At 74.2% G+C, this 21,471-nt stretch carries 18 protein-coding genes; 7 read left to right on the top strand and 11 right to left on the bottom strand.

Features of this window, described 5'->3' with window-relative positions:
• Window positions 1–181: 181 nt before the first annotated feature.
• Window positions 182–814, bottom strand: a complete 633-nt coding sequence (locus D5H75_RS35940) for a TetR/AcrR family transcriptional regulator (protein ID WP_242454712.1) — start codon at window positions 812–814, stop codon at window positions 182–184.
• Window positions 815–921: 107 nt separating this feature from the next.
• A complete protein-coding gene (locus D5H75_RS35935) occupies window positions 922–2,358 on the bottom strand; it encodes an MFS transporter (RefSeq protein WP_119931057.1) in 1,437 nt (478 codons plus the stop codon).
• Between the two features lie 226 nt (window positions 2,359–2,584).
• Here D5H75_RS35935 and D5H75_RS35930 point away from each other — a divergent pair, with 226 nt between their 5' ends.
• Complete coding sequence (locus tag D5H75_RS35930; protein WP_119931056.1) at window positions 2,585–3,787, top strand: helix-turn-helix domain-containing protein; 1,203 nt, start codon at window positions 2,585–2,587, stop codon at window positions 3,785–3,787.
• 28 nt (window positions 3,788–3,815) lie between these two features.
• Here D5H75_RS35930 and D5H75_RS35925 read toward each other — a convergent pair whose 3' ends face one another.
• The 3 genes from D5H75_RS35925 to D5H75_RS35915 form a co-directional block, all read right to left on the bottom strand.
• On the bottom strand, window positions 3,816–4,118 hold the full coding sequence (locus D5H75_RS35925) for a hypothetical protein (RefSeq protein WP_147425395.1): 303 nt from the start codon (window positions 4,116–4,118) through the stop codon (window positions 3,816–3,818).
• A 63-nt stretch (window positions 4,119–4,181) separates the two neighbouring features.
• Entirely contained in the window at window positions 4,182–5,342 is a 1,161-nt protein-coding gene (locus D5H75_RS35920; protein WP_119931054.1) for a DUF418 domain-containing protein, read from the bottom strand.
• A gap of 115 nt (window positions 5,343–5,457) precedes the next feature.
• The gene (locus D5H75_RS35915; protein WP_119931053.1) at window positions 5,458–6,102 is read right to left on the bottom strand and encodes an NADPH-dependent F420 reductase; all 645 of its coding nucleotides are present in this window, start codon (window positions 6,100–6,102) and stop codon (window positions 5,458–5,460) included.
• A gap of 261 nt (window positions 6,103–6,363) precedes the next feature.
• Here D5H75_RS35915 and D5H75_RS35910 point away from each other — a divergent pair, with 261 nt between their 5' ends.
• Window positions 6,364–6,735 carry a winged helix-turn-helix transcriptional regulator gene (locus D5H75_RS35910; RefSeq protein ID WP_119931052.1) on the top strand — a complete coding sequence of 124 codons (372 nt, stop codon included), beginning with the start codon at window positions 6,364–6,366 and terminating at the stop codon, window positions 6,733–6,735.
• 8 nt (window positions 6,736–6,743) lie between these two features.
• Here the strand turns inward: D5H75_RS35910 and D5H75_RS35905 are convergent, their stop codons facing one another.
• Together D5H75_RS35905 and D5H75_RS35900 are read right to left on the bottom strand one after the other, a co-directional pair.
• The gene (locus D5H75_RS35905) at window positions 6,744–7,913 is read right to left on the bottom strand and encodes a cytochrome P450 (RefSeq protein WP_119931073.1); all 1,170 of its coding nucleotides are present in this window, start codon (window positions 7,911–7,913) and stop codon (window positions 6,744–6,746) included.
• A 295-nt stretch (window positions 7,914–8,208) separates the two neighbouring features.
• Window positions 8,209–9,453, bottom strand: coding sequence for an FAD-dependent oxidoreductase (locus D5H75_RS35900; protein WP_202638830.1), 1,245 nt, complete (start codon window positions 9,451–9,453; stop codon window positions 8,209–8,211).
• Between the two features lie 121 nt (window positions 9,454–9,574).
• Between D5H75_RS35900 and D5H75_RS42285 the strand changes: the two genes are divergently transcribed.
• Entirely contained in the window at window positions 9,575–10,336 is a 762-nt protein-coding gene (locus tag D5H75_RS42285; protein WP_202638829.1) for a TetR/AcrR family transcriptional regulator, read from the top strand.
• 190 nt (window positions 10,337–10,526) lie between these two features.
• Here D5H75_RS42285 and D5H75_RS35890 read toward each other — a convergent pair whose 3' ends face one another.
• Window positions 10,527–11,468 carry a TetR/AcrR family transcriptional regulator C-terminal domain-containing protein gene (locus tag D5H75_RS35890; protein ID WP_119931050.1) on the bottom strand — a complete coding sequence of 314 codons (942 nt, stop codon included), beginning with the start codon at window positions 11,466–11,468 and terminating at the stop codon, window positions 10,527–10,529.
• 237 nt (window positions 11,469–11,705) lie between these two features.
• On the opposite strand from D5H75_RS35890, the gene D5H75_RS35885 reads away from it, so the two are divergent.
• Window positions 11,706–13,232, top strand: a complete 1,527-nt coding sequence (locus D5H75_RS35885) for an MFS transporter (RefSeq protein WP_202638828.1) — start codon at window positions 11,706–11,708, stop codon at window positions 13,230–13,232.
• A gap of 95 nt (window positions 13,233–13,327) precedes the next feature.
• Window positions 13,328–14,059, top strand: a complete 732-nt coding sequence (locus D5H75_RS35880; RefSeq protein WP_119931048.1) for a DUF72 domain-containing protein — start codon at window positions 13,328–13,330, stop codon at window positions 14,057–14,059.
• Between the two features lie 66 nt (window positions 14,060–14,125).
• On the opposite strand, the gene D5H75_RS42280 is transcribed toward D5H75_RS35880, so the two are convergent.
• Complete coding sequence (locus D5H75_RS42280) at window positions 14,126–14,272, bottom strand: hypothetical protein (RefSeq protein ID WP_202638827.1); 147 nt, start codon at window positions 14,270–14,272, stop codon at window positions 14,126–14,128.
• A gap of 53 nt (window positions 14,273–14,325) precedes the next feature.
• Window positions 14,326–15,537 (bottom strand): threonine synthase, encoded by a 1,212-nt coding sequence (locus D5H75_RS35875; RefSeq protein ID WP_119931047.1) that lies wholly within the window; start codon window positions 15,535–15,537, stop codon window positions 14,326–14,328.
• A 292-nt stretch (window positions 15,538–15,829) separates the two neighbouring features.
• On the opposite strand from D5H75_RS35875, the gene lanL reads away from it, so the two are divergent.
• Together lanL and D5H75_RS35865 are read left to right on the top strand one after the other, a co-directional pair.
• Window positions 15,830–18,805 carry a class IV lanthionine synthetase LanL gene (lanL, locus tag D5H75_RS35870; protein ID WP_119931046.1) on the top strand — a complete coding sequence of 992 codons (2,976 nt, stop codon included), beginning with the start codon at window positions 15,830–15,832 and terminating at the stop codon, window positions 18,803–18,805.
• Between the two features lie 263 nt (window positions 18,806–19,068).
• Entirely contained in the window at window positions 19,069–20,745 is a 1,677-nt protein-coding gene (locus D5H75_RS35865) for an ABC transporter ATP-binding protein (RefSeq protein WP_202638826.1), read from the top strand.
• A 152-nt stretch (window positions 20,746–20,897) separates the two neighbouring features.
• On the opposite strand, the gene D5H75_RS35860 is transcribed toward D5H75_RS35865, so the two are convergent.
• A complete protein-coding gene (locus tag D5H75_RS35860) occupies window positions 20,898–21,422 on the bottom strand; it encodes a nuclear transport factor 2 family protein (protein WP_119931044.1) in 525 nt (174 codons plus the stop codon).
• Window positions 21,423–21,471 lie beyond the last annotated feature (49 nt).

Below are 21,471 nucleotides of genomic sequence, written 5' to 3'. Positions count from 1 at the left end.
GCCGCCATCACCATCGCCAGCCTGATCATGTGGCTCAACCAAGAACCACAAAACACGCCCTAGACGCCGGGCCCTCCGCTCTCGAAACCCGCTGATCTCGCGATGGAGAACGACCGTCCGCCCGGGCGACGCCGGGCACGAGGGACCGGGCACCCGCTGAAGGCGGTCCCGGCCGTCACCGTCAGCCCCAGCGGCGGGAGAGCTCCTCGTCGGTGGGGGCGGGGCCGGGGAGCGGGCTCGTGGCCGGGGGATTGCGGAGGGAGTCGAGGATGAGGGTGAGGTAGCGGCGGCGCAGCTCGCGGCTGCGCTCCTCGTCGCCGAGTTTGATGGCGGAGAGCTGTTCGGCGATCAGGGCGAGGTCCGCGATCTCCACTCCGGGCCGGATCACCTCGGCCGCCCGGGTGCGCTCCATGATCCGCACGTTCAGCTCGTACGCGCGCATGGCGTCCTGGTACAACCCCTCGTCCGGCTTGAACATCCCGGCCAGGTTGCGGGTGATCGCGTTGGTGTCGGCGTCCACGATGCCGTGCATGAACCTCGCGAAGGACTCCCACGGGTCGCCCTCGTCGGCCAGCGCGGCCTCGGCGACCGAGATGTAAAGCCGGAGCCCGTCGCTCGCGAGCTTGCGGAGCAGGTCCTCCTTGCTGGGGTAACGGCGGTAGAGGGCGCTGATGCCGACACCCGCGCGCTCCGCGACGGCGGCGATCGGGGCCGACGGGTCCGCGACGAACACCGCCCGCGCCGCCTCAAGGATCAGCTTGTCGTTGCGGGCCGCCTGTGCCTTCCGGCCGCTCATCGGGGCTGTCTCGGCCATCGGAACCCTCCAGGGAAAGACGGAACATACTCTTCTGTTCTGCTAGATCAAGACTATATGCGTGTACGGCTCGCGCCTGGCGGGGCGCGAGCCGTACGAGCCGGGGGTCAGTGGCTCTGCCGGGCCCTGCGGGGGAGCAGGAAGCCGAGGGCGAAGGTCACCGCGGTCAGCGCGATCGTGATCAGGGTGACGAGCGCGGCGGCGGCCACGAAATCGCGGACCGAGAAGAACACCGTGCCGAGGACCGCGACCCCGAGTGAGGCGCCGAGCTGCTGGAACGAGGACAGCATGCCCGAGGCGGAGCCCACCTCGCGGTCCGCCAGGCCGCCGACGATGATGTCGAACAGCGGGACGAAGATCATGCCCATGCCGAGCCCGAAGACCAGCATCGGCGCGGCCATGTCCCAGCCGTCCACGCCGCGGCCGGCGATGGAGAAGACCGCGTAGAGACCGATGAGACCGGCGGCCATCAGCGCCAGGCCGATGTGCAGGATGTGGCGGCCGAGCCGGTTCATCATCGCGCCGCCGAAGCCGGAGCCCAGGAACGCGCCCACCGCCCAGGAGACCATCGCCAGGCTCGCCGCGAGCGGGGTGTACCCCAGGCCGAGCTGGAGGAAGAAGCCCACCGCCACCGAGAACCCGGTGATCGCGCCGAAGAAGGCCACCACGAAGGCCACCCCCGCGGCGTACGACCGCTTGGCGAAGACGCTCAGCTCGACGAGCGGGACGCGACCGGCGCGGGTGCGGCGGAGCTGGTGCGCGACGAACAGCGCGAACACCGGCACCGAGGCGGCGAGCAGGCCGAGCGTCCAGGCCGGCCAGCCCAGCTCGTGGCCCTGGACCAGCGGGATCACCAGCATCGCCATCGCGATCGCGGCGATGACCGCGCCGCCCACGTCGAGCCGCGAACCGCGCGCGGCCGGCGGGGTGTCGGGGAGGACCTTCCAGCCGACGTACATCGCGAACGCGCCCAGCGGCAGGTTGATCAGGAAGATCGCGCGCCAGCCGGTGCCGAACAGGTCGGCCTCGACCAGCAGCCCGGCGACGACCGGCCCGAGGATCGTGGCCAGCCCGATCACCGGCCCGAGCGCGGCGAACGCCTTGCCCACCTGCGCCCCGAACAGGTCCCGCAGCAGCCCGAACGACTGCGGCACCATCAGCGCCCCGAACCCGCCCTGAAGGACCCGGGCGATGATCAGCGTCTCCGGCGAGAACGCGAGCGCGCACGCGAGCGAGGCCGCGAGGAACCCGCCGACGCCGACCATCATCATCCGCTTGCGCCCGAACATGTCGCCGAGCCGCCCGCCGGTGAGCAGCCCCACCGCCATCGCGAGCGTGTATCCGGCGACGATCCACTGGAGCGTCGCGAGCGACCCGCCCAGCTCGGCGCGGATGGCGGGCCCGGCGATGTTCCCGACCGTCCCGTCCAGCAGGTTGAGCAGGTCCGCGGAGAGGATCGCGAACAACCCCCACCACCGCCGAGATCCCGAGCCGGCCTGCGGGGAGACGACCGCGGGGGCGGGAGGAGCCTCGAGAAGAGCCATGATCTGTTCCTATCCTCCGTGAACGGAACGTTCTCTTCCGATACTAACAGAACGGAATGCTCAATTCCACAACTAGCCGCCCCCTCCTCCGAAAAACCCGCCCCCACCGCCCACACGAGCTCCAGGCGCGACGCCCGCCCCTCCGGCCTCGGACTTCCCCGCGACTCCGCGCGGGAGACGCGTCGCGGCTAACCTGAAGCCGGTACCGCGAGGAGGTGCGGGGCTCATGGCGACGGGCACCCCTGACGAGGGAGCGCACCGGATCGGCGGGAACGTGCGCGCCGCCCGCCGCGCCAAGGGCATGAGCCTGGACGTGCTCGCCGGGCTCGTGGGCCGCTCGAAGGGGTGGCTGAGCAAGATCGAGAACGGCAAGGCGCGGCTGGAGAGACGTGGCGACATAGCGGCTCTCGCGGAAGCCCTCCAGGTCTCCGCCGACCATTTGCTCGGCGGGCCCGCCCCCGAGGTGCGCCCGGACCGGCGCCAGGTCAACCTGCTGCCACTCCAGCGGATGCTGCTGGACGCCGGCCCGTCCGACCCGCCCGACGTCCGGGCCCGGCCGATCGAGGCACTCCGGGACGGCCTCACCGGGGTGGACGCCGCTCTACGCCGGGCCGACCATCCGGCCGTCGCCCGCGTTCTCCCCGATCTCATCGGCGAGCTGTACGTCCACGCCGCCTCCGGTTCCGAGCGCGCGCGCTCCCAGGCCCTGCGGCTGCTCATCCTCGCCTGCGGCTCCGACGCCGCCTGCACACTGCGCCACCTCGGCGAGAACCACCTCGCCTACATCAGCGGTGAACGCGCCCAGCAGGCCGCCGACCTGCTGGGAGATCCCGTCTGGACCGGCGCCGCCGCCTACGCCCGCGCTCACGCCCGCGCCTCGGCGAACCGCCCCCGCCCCCTTCTGCGCACTCCCCAGGCCGCGGACGCGCTGGAGCCGTACGTCGGGGACGACGTCTTCGCCCACCAGGTGCACGGCATGCTCCGGCTGAGCGCCGCCCTGGCCCGCGCCGTCGAGGGCGACCACCGGGGAGCGGATGACCAGGCCGGGGAAGCGGCTCGCCTCGCCTCCCGCATCGGCGAGGATTCCGAGGCCTTCGAATTGTTCGGTCCGGCGAACGTGGGCGTCTGGCGCGCCTCCCTGGCCGTCGAGGCCGCCCGTCCCGAACACGCCCTCAGGTGCGCCGAAGCCGTCAACCCGCGCGCGTTGTCCTCCGGCAACCGCCGGGCCGCCCTGCACATGGAGAAGGCGCGAGCCCTGGCCATGCTCGACCGGGACAGGGAGGCGGTGCGCGAGCTGTGCCGGGCCGAACGTCTCTCCGCCGCCCAGCTCCACAACCACCCGCTCATCCGCGAACTCGTAGCCGACATGCTCACCCGCACCGGCGGCCGCGAGCTCCGGGGCCTGGCCTGGCGCATGAACCTCATCTGAGGACGAGCCCTTCCGAAGCCCACGCGGGTCAGGCGGAGCGTTCGGTGGTGGGGTGGCGGAGTTCGGCGGGGGTGTAGCGGATCCAGCCGGGGTCGGCGAGGCGGGGGTCGGCGCTGGCCAGGTCGTAGAGCCAGCCGCCGTCCCAGTCGCGGCGGCGCCGTACGGCGTGGACCGCGACCCACTCGGAGCCGACGCCGTCGGTGCACAGCAGCTCCAGCGGGACGGGCTCGGCGAGCACCTGGACCCGATGGGTGTTGGAGTCCGGCCCGGGCGCGGGGTTCGCCCAGCACTCCTCGCAGACGCACCTCTCAGCAGTCACGTGTTCGCTCATACGTTCGAGTATGACGCCCCGCAGGCCGTCGCGGAACCGCGACATGCTGCCGATGACCTGCGACTATTTCACATCGCCGGGCACGCCCCCGTCGACCCGGCGCGCGGGCCGCCACGGAGCCGCGTAGGCCCACTGCCAGGCGGCCTCCAGCGGGCCGCGCTCGTGCCGCCGCAGCCACCGGATCGCCGACGCCATGAACGCCGCGCAGATCCCGGCCCAGGCGAACGGCACCCACCACGGCCGCAGCCAGTCCAGGCGCGCGGCGAGGCCGAGGCCCCAGCCGTAGCAGAGGACGCTCGCGACGAGGTTCTGGAAGACGTAGCAGGACAGCGCGGTACGGCCCACGGCGGTCAGGCCGCGCCGCATCCGGCCGGGCTCCCCGCGCAGGCGCAGGACCAGCGTCGTCACCAGCCCGAGCAGGCCCAGCGCGACCAGCGGCGGCAGGAGGTACCGGTCGACCATGAACCAGCCGGGGCCGGCGAGCGAGGTGAGAAGGTTCAGCGGCGCGCCCGCCCCGAGACCGACGATCATCAGCCTCCCGCGCAGGCGCGCCCCCCGCGCCGAGTCCTCCAGCGCCCCGGCGCGGAGCAGGCGCGCCCCGAGCAGGAACATCACCGTGCCCATCGGGATGATCAGCACCGACTCGGCGCGGTAGACGTCCGCGAGTTCCAGCCGCGACCGGACCTGGTCCAGGTACGACCCCTCGCTGTACAGCCCGCCGGGCGCATCGGGCGCGCCGGTGACCGCCTCGCCGCCGAAGAGCGCGGCGGTGACCAGGGCGACTGCGGCGACGTGGAGCGCGCCCATCGCCCACATCCACCCCCGCACGACGCGGTCACCGCGCCCGATCAGGTACGCCACCAGCATCGACGTCACGGCGTAGCCCATGAGCACGTCGTACTCGAAGATCAGCACGTAGTGCAGCGCGCCCTCGGCCAGCAGCAGCGCCGCCCGCCACAGGTACCGTCCCGGCCAGCGCACGCCCCGCCGTACCGCCGACCGGTACTGCAGCTCCAGCCCGATCCCGAAGAGCAGCGTGAGCAGCGCGAGGAACTTGCCGTTGGACAGGAACCGCAGGAACGCCTCCACCGCCCCGCCGCCCGTCAGCCCGGCCGCGGCCGAGGCCGGTCCGCCGGGGTCGGTGAAGAGCCAGATGTTCGTGCCCAGGGTGCCCAGGATGGCGACGCCCCTGAGCACGTCCAGAGCCTCGATCCGCCGCGACATGCCTCTCCCTCGGACGCCTCCCCGTTCCCCCTCAGCCTGGCCCGCGCGCCCCCGCCCGCACATCGTCGCCAGGTCCCGTCCGTCCGTACGCCGGATGATTTACGCCCCCTCCTCCTCAGCGCCGAGCGGGCGCTCCGGAGGCGTACTCCACCGGCGGCAGGATGGCCCGCGCGTCGGCCCCGCCGAGCCAGAGCCCGATCACGAGCGCGGCGGCCGCCTCCAGCAGCCCGGCCCGATCCAGCGGCCCGGCGGAGACCGGCTCGCAGCCCATGTCCCTGACCAGGGTCTCCACCATCGCCAGCGCGTCCGCGTCGTCCCCGGCGAGCGGTACGGCCAGGGGCGCGCCGTCGAAGGCGGGCGGGGTCATCCGCCACACGTCCTCATGGCACAGGTTGAACGCCTTGACCACGCGGGCCCGGGGCACGGCGGCCGCGACGCGCTCCGCGAAGGAGGTCCCGGCGGGCTCCTTGAGCCGGAAGCCGGGCGCGAGGGAGTTGGTCACGTCGATCAGCACGCGGCCGTCCAGCGGGCCCGCCTCCCGCAGCACGTCGAAGACGGCGTGGTCCCTGATCGCGAGCAGCACCACGTCGCCGAAGTCCGCCGCCTCCCGCCAGGTGCCGGTCCGCGCGCCCATCCGGTCGGCCAGGGCGGCCGCCCGGCCCGGGTCACGCCCGCTGACCATGACGTCGTGACCGGCCCGCGCCCACTGGGTGCCGAGGGCGTCCGCCATGTTGCCGCTGCCGAGAATGCCGATTCTCATGGGGTTCCTCCACGTTCGTCGCGTCCCGGGGCTCCCGCGTCCTTTCCGCGGGCTCCCTGGAGAGGACGATAGGAATTCCGATGAGTACCGATCGGTTACCGTTGTGCGCCGGACGCGGCCCCTGGGCGCGCGTCCCACGTCGCGGCGGCCGTACGGCTCGCGCGACGCCGTACGGCCGCCGGCAGTCGTGCGCACGGCCGGTCTGGCGGCAGCCGTACGGCCGGTGGTTGCCGGTGGCGATCGGTGAGGCCCGGAGGTGGGATGGAGCCCGACGAGTACCTGGCGGACTGCCGCACGCGGCTCGCCTTCGACCTCATGGCCAACACCTGGAACCCGGTCGTGATCTGGGCCCTGCGCTCCGGCCCGCGCCGCCCCGTCGAACTGCGTGAGCTGATCGGCGGCGTCAGCGGCAAGGTCCTCGCCGAGACCCTGCGCCGCCTGGAGTCCAACGGCCTCGTCACCCGCCACGCCTACGCGGAGGCCCCGCCGCGCGTCGAGTACGCCCTGACCCGCCTGGGCCGCACCCTCCTCGGCCCCATCGAGGCCTTCGGCCGCTGGGCCCACGCCCACGGTGACGAGGTCCTGGCCGCCCAGGACGAGCACGAGCGCCGGGCCGCCCGCCAGGCCGGCTGACCCTCAGGTCACCAGGTCAGGCGCAGCTCGCGCGGGGAGCGGTGGACCAGCGTGGGGAGCATCTCGACCGGCTCGTCCGAGGCCGGGCGCAGGCCGGGGAAGCGGCGGGTGAGGACCTCCAGCGCGATCCGCGCCTCCTCGCGGCCGAGCTGGGACCCCGGGCAGGCGTGCACGCCGTGCCCGAAGGAGATGTTCCGCTCCGCCGCGCGCGTGATGTCGAACTCGCCGGCCCGTTCGTACCGGTTCTCGTCGCGTCCGGCCGACCCGAACGCCAGCAGCACGGCCGCCCCGGCCGGCAGGTCGGTCCCGGCGAACGTGACCGGTCTGGTGGTGAGCCGGTAGGTGCCCTGCACCGGGGCCTCGAACCGCGCCGCCTCCTCGACCGCCGCCGGGATCAGGCTCGGCCGCTCGCACAGCAGCTCCCACTGCTCGCGGTGGCGCAGCAGGTTCAGCACGGCGGTGCCGATCAGCGAGGTCGTGGTCACGTGCCCGGCGAGCAGCAGGTTCTGCAGGTTGGACACCAGCGTCGCGCGGGTCTCCGGCGTCGGCTCCCCGAGCGCGGCGATCAGCTCCGACGCGATGTCGTCCCGCGGCTCCCGGGTTCGCCGCTCGACCAGCCCGTCGAAGATCCGCATCGCCCCGGCGACCTCGCGCGCGGCCTCGACCTGCTCGGCCACCGGCAGCGGCCGGAACAGCAGCTCCTCCGCCCGCGCGCCCGCCGCGATCACGATCGCGGACTCCTCGGGGTCCAGCCCGATCATGTGCGCGATGACCTGCGCCGGGAGCGGCCGCGCGAACGCGCCCATCAGTTCCACGCCGTCGTCCCCGGCGAACGCGTCGGCCAGCGCCTCCGCCCGCTCCCTGACGTACGGAAGCACCGCCTGGACCCGCGACCCGGACAGCGCTCGCGTGAGCGGGGCCCGCAGCCGCAGGTGGAGCTCCCCGTCGGTGCTGACCACGATGGGCCCGCCGCCGGGCGCCTTGGCCAGCTCGGCGAACGCCGCGGGGTCCGGCGTGGTCCCCGGCCGGAGCGCGATCGCCGAGGAGAAGTTCTCCGTGTCCCGCAGCGCCGCCCGGACGTCGTCGTACCGGCTGACCAGCCACGCGTCCAGCGCCGGCACGAACGTGAGCCCGTCCTGCCGCCGCGCCGCCTCGTACATGCCATGCGGCTCGCTCATCAGCGCATCGCGCTCACCGTCGACCACGTCGCCTCCACCAAGATCATCAGGAAGCCGCAATCCTCTCAAAACCCTCGCCCACCCGCACCAAGATCGCCACTGTCCGTCCCGCCGTACGGCCTGAGCCCGCCACCCCGCGAGCCCGGCGCGGCGGCCGGGCGGCGATCGGATGGGGGGCGGGCGGATGGGGGGCGGGCGGCGATCGGATGGGGGACGGGTGGCGGCCGGATGGCAGTGGGATGGCGGTCGGGCGGCGGGTCGCGGGTGAGCGCGGACCGTGCCGCCGGGGCTGGAATCACTGGCCCATGTCGGCGAACATGCGGCGCTTGAGGGAGGGGACGGCGTTGGCCAGCCTCAGGGCGGTGGTGAAGGCGGCCCGGGGGAGGCGGGCGTCGGAGGCGGACTGGCGGGCGTTGCGCAGGGACTCGCGGACGGCGGCGAAGGCGTAGCCGCGCATGCGGGTCTCGTACTCCCCGACGGCGGTGAGCAGCGGCTTGCGGCCGGCGTCCACCTCGACCAGGCGGGACTTCAGGACGGCGGCGTCGCGGAGGGCGGTGTTGGCGCCGATCCCGGCCATCGGGGTCATGTTGTGGATGGCGTCGCCCAGCAGGGTGACCTGGGAGGGGCGCCAGGGCTTGAGGTCGGGGTCCATGCTGCGCAGGCGGATCGCGTTGATCGTCGCGGGGTCGGAGGCGGCGACGACCTCGCGCAGCGCGGGCGACCAGCCGTCCGTCTTGCCGTGCACCAGGTCGCGCAGGGCCTCGGGGGCCATGCGCTCCACGTCGCCGGGAAGCCGGGCCGCGCTGGTGGAGTATGCCCAGAACAGGTAGTCGCCGGTGTCGGTGTACTCGCTCAGCTCGGCGCGCTCGGACTCCGGGGTCTCCCACAGGGCGGTGAACATCGCGGACGAGCGCGCGGGGAGGATGTTGTTCGGGCCGGTCAGGAGCCGGGGCGGGAGCTGCGCGCGGGTCTCGGCGGTCAGCGGGAGCTTGCCGGCGATCGCGATCACGCCGGTGTCCATGCGCTGGGCGTGCGGGAGGTACTGCGCGCGGACGCGGGAGTTGCTCCCGTCGGCCGCGATCAGGACGTCGCCGGTCTCGCTGGTGCCGTCCGTGAAGTGGGCGGTCACGCGGCCGTCGTCGCCGATCGTGTAGCGCTCGTACTCCTTGCCGAACCGCACGACGTCGTCCAGCCCCTCCAGCAGGACCTTGCGCAGGGTGATCCGGCTGATGCCGTAGTGGGTGCCGGAGAACAGGTCCTCCTCCAGGAAGACCAGGTCGCGCAGCTTCTCGTCGACGAATCCGAACCCGGTGCTGGGGCGGCTCGCGGTCCGCTCGAACGTCTCCCACAGGTGGGACGGGAGGCAGTCGCGCAGGGCGGCGGCGCCGGGCGGGTTGATGTGGATCCGGTAGCCCTGCAGCCAGTCGGTGCGCTCGCGGCTCCGCTCGAAGACGGTGACGCGCACGCCGGTCATGCGAAGGCCCTGGGCGAGGCAGAGACCGCCGATGCCGGCGCCGACGACGAGAACGTGAATGGACATCTGAACCTCCGGGGAGTGGGTCGCACACTCACTATCAATCGTTTGGATGAAAGTGTCAACTGATTGATTGAAAGATTCATTCGGATGGATGACAGAGTCAACGAGAGATATGATCGGCGGCATGGCGGAGACCAGGCGGCCCCGGCGATCCCCCGGCGAGCGCAAACGCGATCCGGAGCGCACGCGTGAGCGCATCCTCGAAGCGGCGACGGAGGAGTTCGGCGAGAAGGGGTACGCCGGAGCGCGCGTGAGCGCCATCGCCCGCCGCGCCGGGGTGAACGCCCAGCTCATCTCGTACTACTTCGACGGCAAGGCCGGGCTCTACCGGGCGTTGTCCCAGCGCTGGGAGGCCCTCAGCTCCGACATCTCACGCGACGACGCGCCGCTGGACGAGGTGGTCGCCGCCTTCGTGACCGCCAGCCAGGGGAACCGCGCCTGGACCCGCCTCCTGGCCTGGGAGAACCTGGCCTCCGAGGAGACGCCCGGGGACGCCGGGGGCCGCGAGCGCGCGGAGAGCCGCGGCGGGCAGGCGGAGAGTCGCGGGCAGGCGGAGAGCCACGAGCACGCGGAGGACCGTGACCAGGCCGGGGGCCGCCGGCCCGCGGAGGACCGTGACGGCTCCGGGGAGACCGGCGCTGAGTGGGAGGAGGGCGACTTCATGCGCGCCATGGCGCACGACCTGGCCCGGCGCAAGGAGGCCGGCGAACTCGCCCCCGAACTGGATCCGGCGCTCACGATGCTCGCGCTGTTCGCCGCCGCCGCGGCCGGGACGCTCCTCCCCAAGGTCGCCCGCCAGATCACCGGCCTGGACCCCGAGTCCCCCGAGTTCACCCGCCGCTACGCCGAGCAGCTCGCCATCCTGACCCGCCGCCTCCGTCCCTGACCCGCCGCTGCCCTGCCATCGACCTGCCGCTGACCCGACCGTACGGCTCCCGCCCGCCCGATCCGCCGCCGTACGGCCCACGCGCCGCCGGGCCCATGCCGTACGGCTCGCGCCTCCGCGCGACCAGAAGCGGCGTATGCCGTACGGCTCGCGCCGGGGAGGGCGGGCTCGTGCCGTACGGCGTGAGCCGTCAGGGGGAGGTGCGGGCGGCCAGGGCGGCGATGCCGTCGAGGAGGCGCTGGAGGCCGAACTCGAAGAGGGAGTCCAGGTCCACGTTCATGCCGTCGCTCATGGCTATGCGGGTGAGGGTGGGCAGCGGGTAGTCGGCGAAGATCTCCATGACCTCGGCCTCGTGGAGGTCCATCCACTGCTGCTCGTCGATGCCGGTGTCCTGGCGGGCCTGGGCCTCGGGCTCGAAGTTGATCGCGGTGCCGCGCGCGTGGTTGCTCAGGCCGATCGCCGCGTGGACCATCTCGGAGGTCGGCAGGCCCAGGCCGTCGAGCGCGGCGAGCTGCCATTCGGTGTGCAGCATCGCGTGCGGCGTGAGCAGCGGGCGCGTGAACGACATCGCCTGCGCCAGCCAGGGATGGCGGCGGTAGATCGCCCACTGGAGGCGGACGCTCACCTCCAGCCGCTCGCGCCAGCCCGCCGGGGCGTCGGCGGGCAGCGGGTGCCGCTGGAACACCTCGTCGATCATGAGCGCGAGCAGCTCGGCCTTGTTGCGGACGTGCCGGTAGAGCGACATCGTGGCCACGCCCAGGTCGGCGGCGATCCGGCGCATCGACACGGCGGCCATGCCCTCGGCGTCCGCGGTCGCGATCGCCGTGCCCACGATGCGCGGCCGGTCCAGGTCGGGGGCCGGGGCCGGCCGGACCCGCGGCTGCGCGCTCTCCTCGCGTTGGGGGTTCACCACGGTGCCGACGCCGGGCACCGGGCGCACCAGGCCGTCCTGCCGGAGCGCGGCCAGCGCCTTCGTCGCGGTCGCCATGGCCACGCCGTACCGCTGGATGATCTGCCGGGTCGAGGGGACCCTGTCGCCGGGGCGCAGCTCGCCCGCCTCGATGCGGCGGCGGATGTCGCCCGCGATCCGCGCGTACGGCGCCTCCGCCTCGCCCCGGCCTCCGCCGTCCATCGCCGCCTCCGCCCGCGCCGTACTAGTGCACCTGGGTTCTCAGGGTAACGCTGCCGGGGGTTACGCGGCGTGTCACCCTGGCTTGCTCGGGTGTTACGTGCCCTAGTGCACTAGGTGCTTCCAAGCCCTCTGGACTTGCGTATTCGCAGGAAGTTGCGGCATCACTAGTGCACTGCTTACTGTGTACGCGTTGATTGAGGAAACGGCGTACGCAGAGGACGCCGGGGAAGGATGCCCATGGCCGATGGAATCCGGGCCGGCCGCAAGGAGTGGACCGGCCTCGCGGTCCTCCTGCTGGCCTGCCTGCTGGTCTCGATGGACGTGTCCGTGCTGTACTTCGCGGTCCCGTTCCTCAGCCGGGAGCTGGAACCCACCGCGACCCAGCAACTGTGGATCTTCGATGTGTACGGATTCGTCCTGTCGGGCCTGCTCATCACCATGGGCGCGGTCGGCGACCGGATCGGCCGCCGGAGGCTGCTGCTGATCGGCGCCGCCGCGTTCGGCCTGGCCTCGCTCGCCGCGGCGTACTCGACCAGCGCCGAGATGCTGATCGCGGCGCGCGCGATGCTCGGCGTGGCCGGCGCGACGCTGATGCCCTCGACGCTCGCGCTGATCCGCAACCTGTTCCTGGACGACCGGCAGCGCGGCACCGCGATCGGGATCTGGACGGGCGCCATGGCCGGCGGCGTCGCGCTCGGCCCGGTGCTGAGCGGCTTCCTGCTGGAGCACTTCTGGTGGGGCTCCGTCTTCCTGGTCAACGTCCCGGCGATGGTGCTCTTGCTGGTCCTGGCCCCGATGCTGGTGCCGGAGTTCCGCCCGCCCGCGGGCGGCCGCTTCGACCTGATGAGCGCGTTCCTGTCGCTGGCCGCCGTGCTGCCCGCCGTCTACGGGCTCAAGGAGATCGCCGCGCACGGGTTCGGCGTCGTCCCCGCGGCCTCGATCGTGGCCGGGCTCCTGGTGGGCGTCGTCTTCGCGCGGCGGCAGGGCCGCAGGCCGTATCCCATGCTCGACCTGGCGCTCTTCCGCGACCGGGTGTTCGCCGGGTCGATCGCGCTGAACGTGCTGACGATGTTCGCGATGGCGGGCATGACGATCTACACGACGCAGTACCTCCAGTCCGTGCTGGGCCTGCGCCCCCTGGTCGCGGCGCTGTGGAGCGTGCTGCCCTCGGTCGCGATCGCCGGGGTCGCCCCCGTCGCGGGGGCGCTCGCCCGCCGGGCCGGCGCGCCGCGCGTCATGAGCGCCGGGTTCCTCGTCGGGGCCGTGGGCCTGGCCTCCATGGTCTTCGTCGGGACGGACTCCGCGCTCTGGATGATCCTGGTCGCGGCCACGGTGTACGCCGGGGGCGTCGTCACCGTCATGTCCATCAGCACCGAGCAGGTCATGGCCGCCGCCCCGCCCGAGCGGGCCGGGACCGCCTCCGCCGTCATGGAGTCCGGCACCGAGTTCGGCGGCGCCCTGGGCATGGCGGTCCTCGGCAGCGTCGGCGCCGCGATCTACCGCTCCCAGGTCCCGGACACTCTGCCCGAGCCGGCCCGCGAGACCCTCGGCGGGGCCGTCGCGACCGCCGCGCACCTTCCCGCCGACGCCGCGCGCGCCGTCCTCGCCGCCGCCCGCGAGGCGTTCACGACCGGCATGCACGGCGCCGCCCTCACCGGGGCCGTCATCCTCGTCGCGGCCTCCGCCGTCACCGTCCCGCTCCTCCGGCGGCGGCCCGCCCGCCCCGCCGCGCGGCCCGAGCCCCGCGTCCCGGTCTCCCGCTGACCGGGCCACGCCCCGTCCGCCCCCGCCGTACGGCCATGCGCGCCGTACGGCGGGGCGGGACTTTTCCCCGGCGGCGGCGTGGGTACCGGACCGGCATGCCGGTGCTGGTGGGAACGTCGGGATGGCAGTACGCCGACTGGCGCGGAACGGTCTATCCGCGCGACGTGCCGCAGAAGCGCTGGCTGGAGCACTACGCCGCGGAGTTCCCCACGGTGGAGAACAACAACGCCTTCTACCGGCTCCCGTCGCGCGAGACCTTCGAGGGCTGGCGGGACCGGACTCCCGAGGGGTTCGTGATGGCGGTGAAGGCCAGCCGCTTCCTGACCCACGTCAAGCGCCTGAAGGACCCCGCCGAGCCGGTGGAGCGCCTGCTCTCGGCCGCCGAGGGACTCGGCGACCGCCTCGGCCCGGTCCTCCTCCAGCTCCCGCCCACCTTCCGGATCGACCTGGACCGCTTGGACGACTGCCTGTCCCGCTTCCCCCGCACGGTCCGGGTCGCGGTCGAGCCCAGGCACGAGTCCTGGTGGACCGAGGAACTGCGCCACCTGCTCACCGAGCGCGGGGCCGCCCTCTGCTGGTCAGACCGCCGCAACCGCCTCCAGGCCCCCCTCTGGCGCACGGCCGGCTGGACCTACACCCGCCTCCACGAGGGCCGGGCCGCCCCCGCCCCGGCGTACGGCCGCGCGGCCCTGCGGACCTGGGCCGACCGCGTCGCCGCGGCCCCCGGCGACGCCTACGTCTACTTCAACAACGACCCCGGGGGAGCCGCCATAGCCAACGCCCGCACCCTCACCCGCCTCCTGAACCGCCCCCGGACCGACCGGTAGGCGGGGCGTTCGCGCCGGAGCGGAGGGCGAGCCGGGCCCGCGGAGGAAGGCCGTCGTTCGCGGTCTTCAGCGCCGGCGGTCGTGGTGTCTGAGGGCGAGGCGGGTGGCGGCGTAGACGACGAGGAACAGGGCCGCGGCGGCCAGGATGAGGGTGATCAGGGAGCCGGCGGCCAGTTCCGAGGTGGTGGGCACGATGGGGGCGGCGAAGGGCATGGAGGGCTTCCGGGGAAGGGGACGGGGCCCAGGAAGGGTACCTCCTGCCCAGGTCAGGGGGTGATCCCGGCCTTCGCCAGGTGGGCCTGGACCTCGGGCCAGGCGGGGTCCACGGGCTGGGGGCGGTGGGCCGCCACCGCGATGTCCTTGAAGCCGCTGGAGGTGGAGACGCAGACGACGGGGCCGTCGAAGGAGCGGCCGGAGTCGCGCACCTGGCGATATCCCGCGTAGGCGGCGGCGCTGGAGAGCTCGGCCCACAGGCCCCGCCCGGCGAGGGCCGTCTGCGCGCGCCGCATCTCCTCGTCGGTCACCAGGAGGGGTTCGCCGCGGCTCTCGCGCAGGGCGTGGACGCCGCGGTAGCCGTTCACGGGGCAGCCGATGGAGTAGGCGTCGGTGTCCCCGGGCTCGATCCACGTCGCGGGCAGGCCCCGCGACACGGCGCGGTGGAGGGGGCCGCCGGCGGCCGGTTCGCAGGAGAAGAGGCGGGGCACCTCGGTCGTGACGCCCAGGCGGCGGAGCTCGGCGAAGCCCTTCCAGACGCCGAAGAGGAGCTCGCCGTAACCGGTGGGGACGAAGACCGCCTCCGGAACCCCCAGGTCGGCGTGGATCTCGTAGGCCACCGTCTTGTACCCCTCAGGGCCGAAGGGGTGGCCGGTGTGGGTGACGCCGAGGTTGCTGACGGGGTGGAAGCCGTACTCCTCGACGATCCGCCGCGTCAGGCCCCAGCGCGCCTCGACGGGCACCGGGAGCACCACCGCGCCGTACGCCGCGAGGAACGACGCCACGGCCGGCGGCACGGCGGCCGACGTCAGCACGACGCACGGCAGCCCGGCGCGGGCGGAGTACGCCGCCGCCGACGCGCCGTGGTTGCCCGAGGACGCCACGACCACGCCGCGCGCGCCCACGCCCACGGCCGCGCTCACGGTACAGCGGTTGAGGCGGTCCTTGTGGCTCCAGGTGGGATTGCGGGACTCGTCCTTGACGAAGACCGCGTCCTCCACCTCGACCAGGGGCGTCCCGCCCTCCCCGAGCCCGGGCGTCGTGAGCGGCGGCAGCAGCGCCGCCCACCGGTCCACCCGCCCCGGCGCGTCCCGCCCGAACAGGTCCGCCGGGACCCGCCCGTAGTCGTAGTCCACCTCGACCGGATAGGCCACGTCCTCGGTGCTGGTGGCCGGATCGCCCCCCAGCGCCGGCGGCCACAGGGGATACCGGACCTCCGGATCCCCCAGCGACCGCTGCCCCACCGCCAACGAATCCCCCGTCATGCCCCGAGCGTATAACCCCAAGATCCCTCCTGCCCCTCCCGTCCCGTACGGCTCGCGCCCGCCGGCCGCGTCGCGGGGGGCGGGCGGCCGTACGGCGCGCGGGCGCGACCGGTGAGCGGGCTCCGGCGCATGCGTTCCCGGGGCCCGCCCGCGGACGCCGTACGGGCGGGAAGGCGTCGTGATCAGCGGGGTGAGCTCGGGCGCAATCCGGCCACTGGTGGGCCGCAAGTGGGCTGACGGACGGTCGTTGGCGGGTGCCGAGGGACGGCGCCGGGCGACCGGAGGAGAACCTGTGCGAGGCGACACGAGCATCCTGCGGGACATCGTGACCGCCGAGCTGGCGCGGTCGGGCGGGGACGGATGGTCCGCCGAGGAGCGCGGCTTCTGGTGCAAGGTCGCGCCCGACGGGTACCCCATGCCGGACCAGGGCTGGAAGCTGCACGTCTCGGCCACGATCCTGGCCGCGCCCGTGGTGCTCGCGAGGGCGGCGCGCGTGCTGCTCGGCGCCGGATGCGCGTTCAAGTTCCCCGTCACCCTCGACCGCTACTGGGAACTGCTCGCGCCGCACAGCGCCCGCGCCCAGGCCGGCAAGTTCATCACCGTCTACCCGCGCGACGACGCCGAGGCCGTACGGCTGGCCGCCCTGCTCGACGAGGCGACGCGCGGCCTCCCGGGGCCCGCGATCCTGTCCGACCGGCCCTACCGGCCGGGGAGCCTGGTCCACTACCGGTACGGCGCGTTCACCGGCCACCGCGTCCTCGGCAACGACGGCATCTACGAGGTGCGCCTGCGCACGCCGGACGGCGTCCTGATCCGCGACGAGCGCCTGCCCTCCTTCAGCCCCCCGCCCTTCGCGATCTCCCCCTTCCCGTCCGCCGCCGGGCTCGCCGGCTCCGGGTCCTCCGGGTCCTCCAGGCCGTCCGGGCCGGCCCGCCGTGCGGCGGGCTCCGGCGGAAAGCCGCGGGGGGTCGTGCTGAACGGGCGGTTCGTGGTGCGGGAGGCGATCAGGCACGCGAACCGGGGCGGGGTCTACGTCGCCGAGGACGTGAAGACCGGCGACGAGGTGATCGTCAAGGAGGGGCGGCCGCACGCGTGCTCCGACCTGTCCGGGCGGGACGCGCGCGACCGGCTGGCGGCCGAGCGGGACGCCCTGCTGGCGCTGGCCCCCACCGGCGGGGTGCCGGGGGTCCTGGACTTCTTCGAGCAGGGCGGGCACGCGTTCCTGGCGCAGGAGTCGATCCGGGGGCTGACCGCGCAGCGCTGGGCGGACGAGTGCGCGGGCCCGCTCGGGACCGACGGGTTCGGCTGCCCGGCGGAGCGCGTGACGCCGGTCGTCGCGGCCCTGGTGCGGCTGCTGCGCGAGGTGCACGGCCTCGGGTACGTGTTCCGGGACCTCTCGCCCGGCAACGTGATGATCCAGCCCGGCGGCGAGGTGCGCCTGATCGACCTGGAGTACGCCGCCCGGCCCGGGACCACGGTCATGATCGGCGGGACGCCCGGGTACCTGGCCCCCGAACTGGCCCGGCACAGCGGCGAGTTCCGCGAGGCGCCGGGCGAGAGCGCCGACCTGTACGGCCTGGGAGCCCTGACGTACTTCCTCGCCACCGGCTCGCCTCCCGGCCTGTGGGACGACGAGGACGCGGGGCCCGCGTGGGGCGCCCGCGCCGCCGCCCACGTGGCCCGGGTCGCCGAGGCCGACCCCACGCTCGCGCTGCTGAGCCCGATGGTCACCGGCCTCCTCGCCGAGCCGGGGGACCGCTGGTCCCTCGCCGCCTGCGCGGCCTTCCTCGACGGCCTGCCCGCGTCCCCGCTCACCCCTCACCTCGGACCCGCGTCCCCTCACCTCGGACCCGCGTCCCCTCTCCCCGGACCCGCGTCCCCGCTCACCCCGGACCGGCCCGCGGGCCCCGAGGCCGCCTCGCGCGCCACGCCGTACCGGATCACGCGGGCGAACGGCCATCCGCCCGCGCCCCGGGCCGGTGTGGACGAGCTGGTCGCGGACGGGCTCGCGTGGCTGGGGGAGATCCTGGACCCGCGGGAGGACGCCGCCTCGCCCTGGCCCAACGACGTGCAGGGGTTCGAGACCGACCCCTGTTCCGTCGGGTCCGGCGCGGCCGGGGTCCTGCCGGTGCTCCCGGCGGAGCTCGCCGGGCCGGTCGCGCGCTGGCTGCGGCGGCGGCTGGCCGAGGAGGACGTGTGGCCGCCGGGGCTGTACTCCGGCCGGTCGGGCGCGTTGTGGTCGCTGTACGAGAACGCGCCGGACGACGAGACCCGCGAGTTCGCCCGCGCCGCCGCGCACCGGCTGCCCACGGACTTCCCGAGCCCCGACGTCACGCACGGGCTCGCCGGATGCGCCATGTCCACGCTGCGCGTCGCCGTGCACGCCGACGACGACCCCCTCCGCGACCGCGCCGGGCGCATGCTCGCCGCCCTGGACGCCGCCAGGTCCGACCTCGGCGGGCACCCGCACTGGCCGACCCCGCCCACCCACGACTCGACCCTCGCCGGCCTCGACCACTACGGGTTCGCGCACGGCCTGGCCGGGATCGGGACCGCGCTGCTGTACGGCGCCGCCGCCCTCGGCCGCGCGGACTGGCTGGACACCGCGCACGAGATCGCCGCCACCTTCCGCGACCACGCCGAACTCGACGGCGACACGGTCTGGTGGCCCTCGCGCCGCGGCGAGCCGGAGTCCGTACGGCCGCGCAGCCCGCACTGGTGCAGCGGGTCGTCCGGGATCGGCTCGTTCCTGGTCCGCCACTGGTACGCCACGGGCGACGCCGGCTCCCTGGACCTCGCGCGGCGCGCGGCTCGGGCGGTGCACCGCACCCGCTGGCAGACGAGCGGGGCGCTGTGCCACGGGCTGCCGGGGGAGGGCGACTTCCTGCTGGACATGGCCGCGTTCACCGGCGAGGAGCGCTACCGGCGGCAGGCCGGCGACCTCGCGGAGTGCCTGGCCGCGCGGGCCGTGCGGCGGGACGGGCGGCTGCGCGTCCCCGACCGGCTGGGCGAGGCCCCGCACACCTACCTCGGCGGCACGGCCGGCGTGCTGTCCTTCCTGCTGCGCCTGCGCGGCGGCGGGCCGCGCGCGTGGACCCTCGACGACGTCCTCGCGCCCGCCCCCACGATCTCGCCGTTCCGCGGCGAACCCGTCTCGCCGTCCCCCGGGCGCGTCCCGGTCGCGGGCGGCGGAGCCGTACGAGACACAGGAGAGGAGGGAGACCATGTCGTTCGACGTTCTGGACCTGCAGAACCTGGAAGAGCGTGAGCCCAGCGGCCGCGAGGCCGCGCTGTGGAGCCACTGCATCCGGCACGCGGGCTGCACCGACGATCTGTAGCCCCGAGGCGGCGTGCGGCGGGCCTTCGCCCGCCGCACGCCGTTCCCATGTCCCCCGATCGCGGTCGCTCGTCCCCGATCGCGGGGACGTGCGATCTGACCTGTTCATCCGATCCGATCGGGGGTCAACCCGATCTCCGCTGTCCGTCCGGCCGGGCGCATCCGGCCGGAACCGGCGCCTGGAAGGCGAGGGCGTGACGACGCGCAGGATTCTCCGGCTGCTCCGGCCGCATCGGTGGGCGCTGCTGGCCGTGGTGCTGCTCGCGGCGGTCTTCTCCGCGCTCACCGCCGCGATCCCGCTGCTCACCCAGGCCGTGATCGACCGCGCCCTGTTCGGCCCCGGAGGTCCCCGGCCCGGCCTGCTGGCGGCGTTCGCCGGGCTGGCCGCGCTGGCGGCGCTCGCGGCGGCGGGGGTGGGCCTGCTCCAGGCGTGGATCTCCGGGCGCACCGCCCACCGGATCGTGCACTCCCTGCGCGTGCGGCTGTTCGGCCATCTCCAGCGGCTGCCGCTCGGGTTCTTCGCCACCGCCCAGGGCGGGGAGGTCCAGTCGCGGCTGGCGAACGACACCACGCAGATCGAGGAGTCGGTCAAGGAGTCGATCCCGGCGTTCCTCGGCGGCCTCCTCGGCTTCGTGTTCGCCCTCGGCGCGATGTTCACGCTGTCCTGGCAGCTCGCGGTGGTCACCGTGGGCCTGGCCCCGGTGGTCCTGTACGTCTCGGCGCGCACCACCCGCGCCCTCAGGGACCTGTCCGCCGCCGGTCAGGAGAGCCGCGCCGCGATCGCCTCCATCGCCGCCGAACGCCTCTCCCTCGGCGGGGTCACCCTGGCCCGCGTCCACGCCCGCGAGGGGGACGAGGCCGCCGCCTTCACCGCCGAGAGCGGGCGGCTGGCCGCGCTGGGGGTCCGCGCCGCCGTCGCCACGCAGGCCGTGCTCAGCGCCGGGCACGTCTTCTTCGTCCTCGCGCCGTACGCCGTCTTCGCCGCGGCCGGCCTCCTGGACGGGGTCACGCCGGGCACGCTGATCGCCTTCGTCGTCCTCCAGGCCCGGCTGCACCAGCCGCTGTGGCAGCTCCTCCAGACGGCCGCCGAGTACCGCACGGCCGAGGCCGCGCTCGACCGGGTCTTCGCCTACCTCGACCTCGCCCCGGCGCCCGCCGTACGGCCCGAGCCCGCGGCCCGGCCGGGGGAGGTGGCGGTCGCGGGGCTGTCCTTCGCGTACGGCGGCGCGGAGCCGGCGCTGCGGGACATCGCGCTGGACCTGGCCCCGGGCACGGCGGCGCTGGTCGTGGGGCCGAGCGGGTCGGGCAAGACCACGCTCGGGCATCTGCTCGCCGGCCTGCACCCGCCCGGCGGGGGGACGGTGCGCGTCGGCGGCCCGGTCTGCCTGGCCCCGCAGGAGCCGGTGCTGTTCCAGGGCACGATCGCCGAGAACCTCCGGTACGCCGCCCCCGGCGCGACCCTCGGCGAGCTGGCCGCGGCCTGCCGTACGACCGGGATCCACGAGCGGATCGAGGCCCTGCCGGACGGCTACGAGTCGGTGGTGGGCGAGCGCGGCGCGCTCCTGTCCGGAGGGGAACGCCAGCGGGTCGCCCTGGCCAGGGCGCTCCTCAGCGGGGCGCCCGTCCTGGTCCTCGACGAGGCCACCTCCGCGCTGGACCCCGTGACGGAGAACCAGGTCATCGAGGCCGTCCTGGCCTTCCGGGCGGGCCTGACCACCATCATGATCACCCACCGTCTCCGGGCCCCGGCCGCCTTCGACACCGTGATCGTGCTGAACCGGGGCCGCGTCGCCGAGTCCGGTCCCCACCCCGCCCTCCTGACCAACCCCCACGGCCTGTACACCCGCCTCCTCCGGGCCCAGTCCGCCTGACCCCGCCCCGGCGGCGGACGGGCCTGGGCCCCGGGCGTTCGGTGGATCGCCGCGCTTCGGCGCTCGCCGCGCCGGAAGGTTCAGCGCTCGCCGTGCCGGAGCGTTCAGCGCTCGCCGCGCCGGAAGGTTCAGCGCTCGCCGTGCCGGAAGGTTCAGCGCTCGCCGCGCCGGAAGAGGGTGAAGAAGCCGTACGACGGGTCGTCCGCGCCGGGCCGGCCCAGGTGGGCGCCGGTGACGAAGGGATGGCCGAGGTTCACCTCCGAGGGCTCGACCGCGTAGAACCAGTCGGCGACGAGCGCCCGGTGGAGGAACTTCCAGACGCCGTCACGCTTGGCGTACTTGTCGAGGTAGCGGCCGCCCACGAGCATGTCGCCGCTGCCGGTGACCTTGTGGAGGGCGAGGACGTAGACCTCGCCCTCGGCCCGGTCGCCGGACAGCTTGAGGTTCACGGTCGTGATGTGGTGCTGGAGGATCTCCATGGGCGCCTGGATCTCCGGCAGCCGGTCGACGAACTCCATCGCCGACCCCTGCGAGAACGGCCCGTGCTCGTCGATGGCGTCCTCGTGGTAGAGCGCGCGCATCCTCTCCTGGTCGTGCCGGTCGGCCGCGCTCGCGTACGCGTTGACGAGCTCGCGGATCTCCGTCTTGTCGAGAAGTTCCTGAATCTGGCGGTCCATGTGGGTGCCTCCCTTGCCTGTGCCCCGCCAGGCTCGTACGTCCAGATTG

This window comes from Bailinhaonella thermotolerans, from assembly GCF_003594875.1.
Taxonomy (GTDB): Bacteria; Actinomycetota; Actinomycetes; order Streptosporangiales; family Streptosporangiaceae; genus Bailinhaonella; species Bailinhaonella thermotolerans.
The sequence above is the reverse complement of the archived record's forward strand: the minus strand, read 5'-3'. Positions and strand labels throughout refer to the sequence as shown.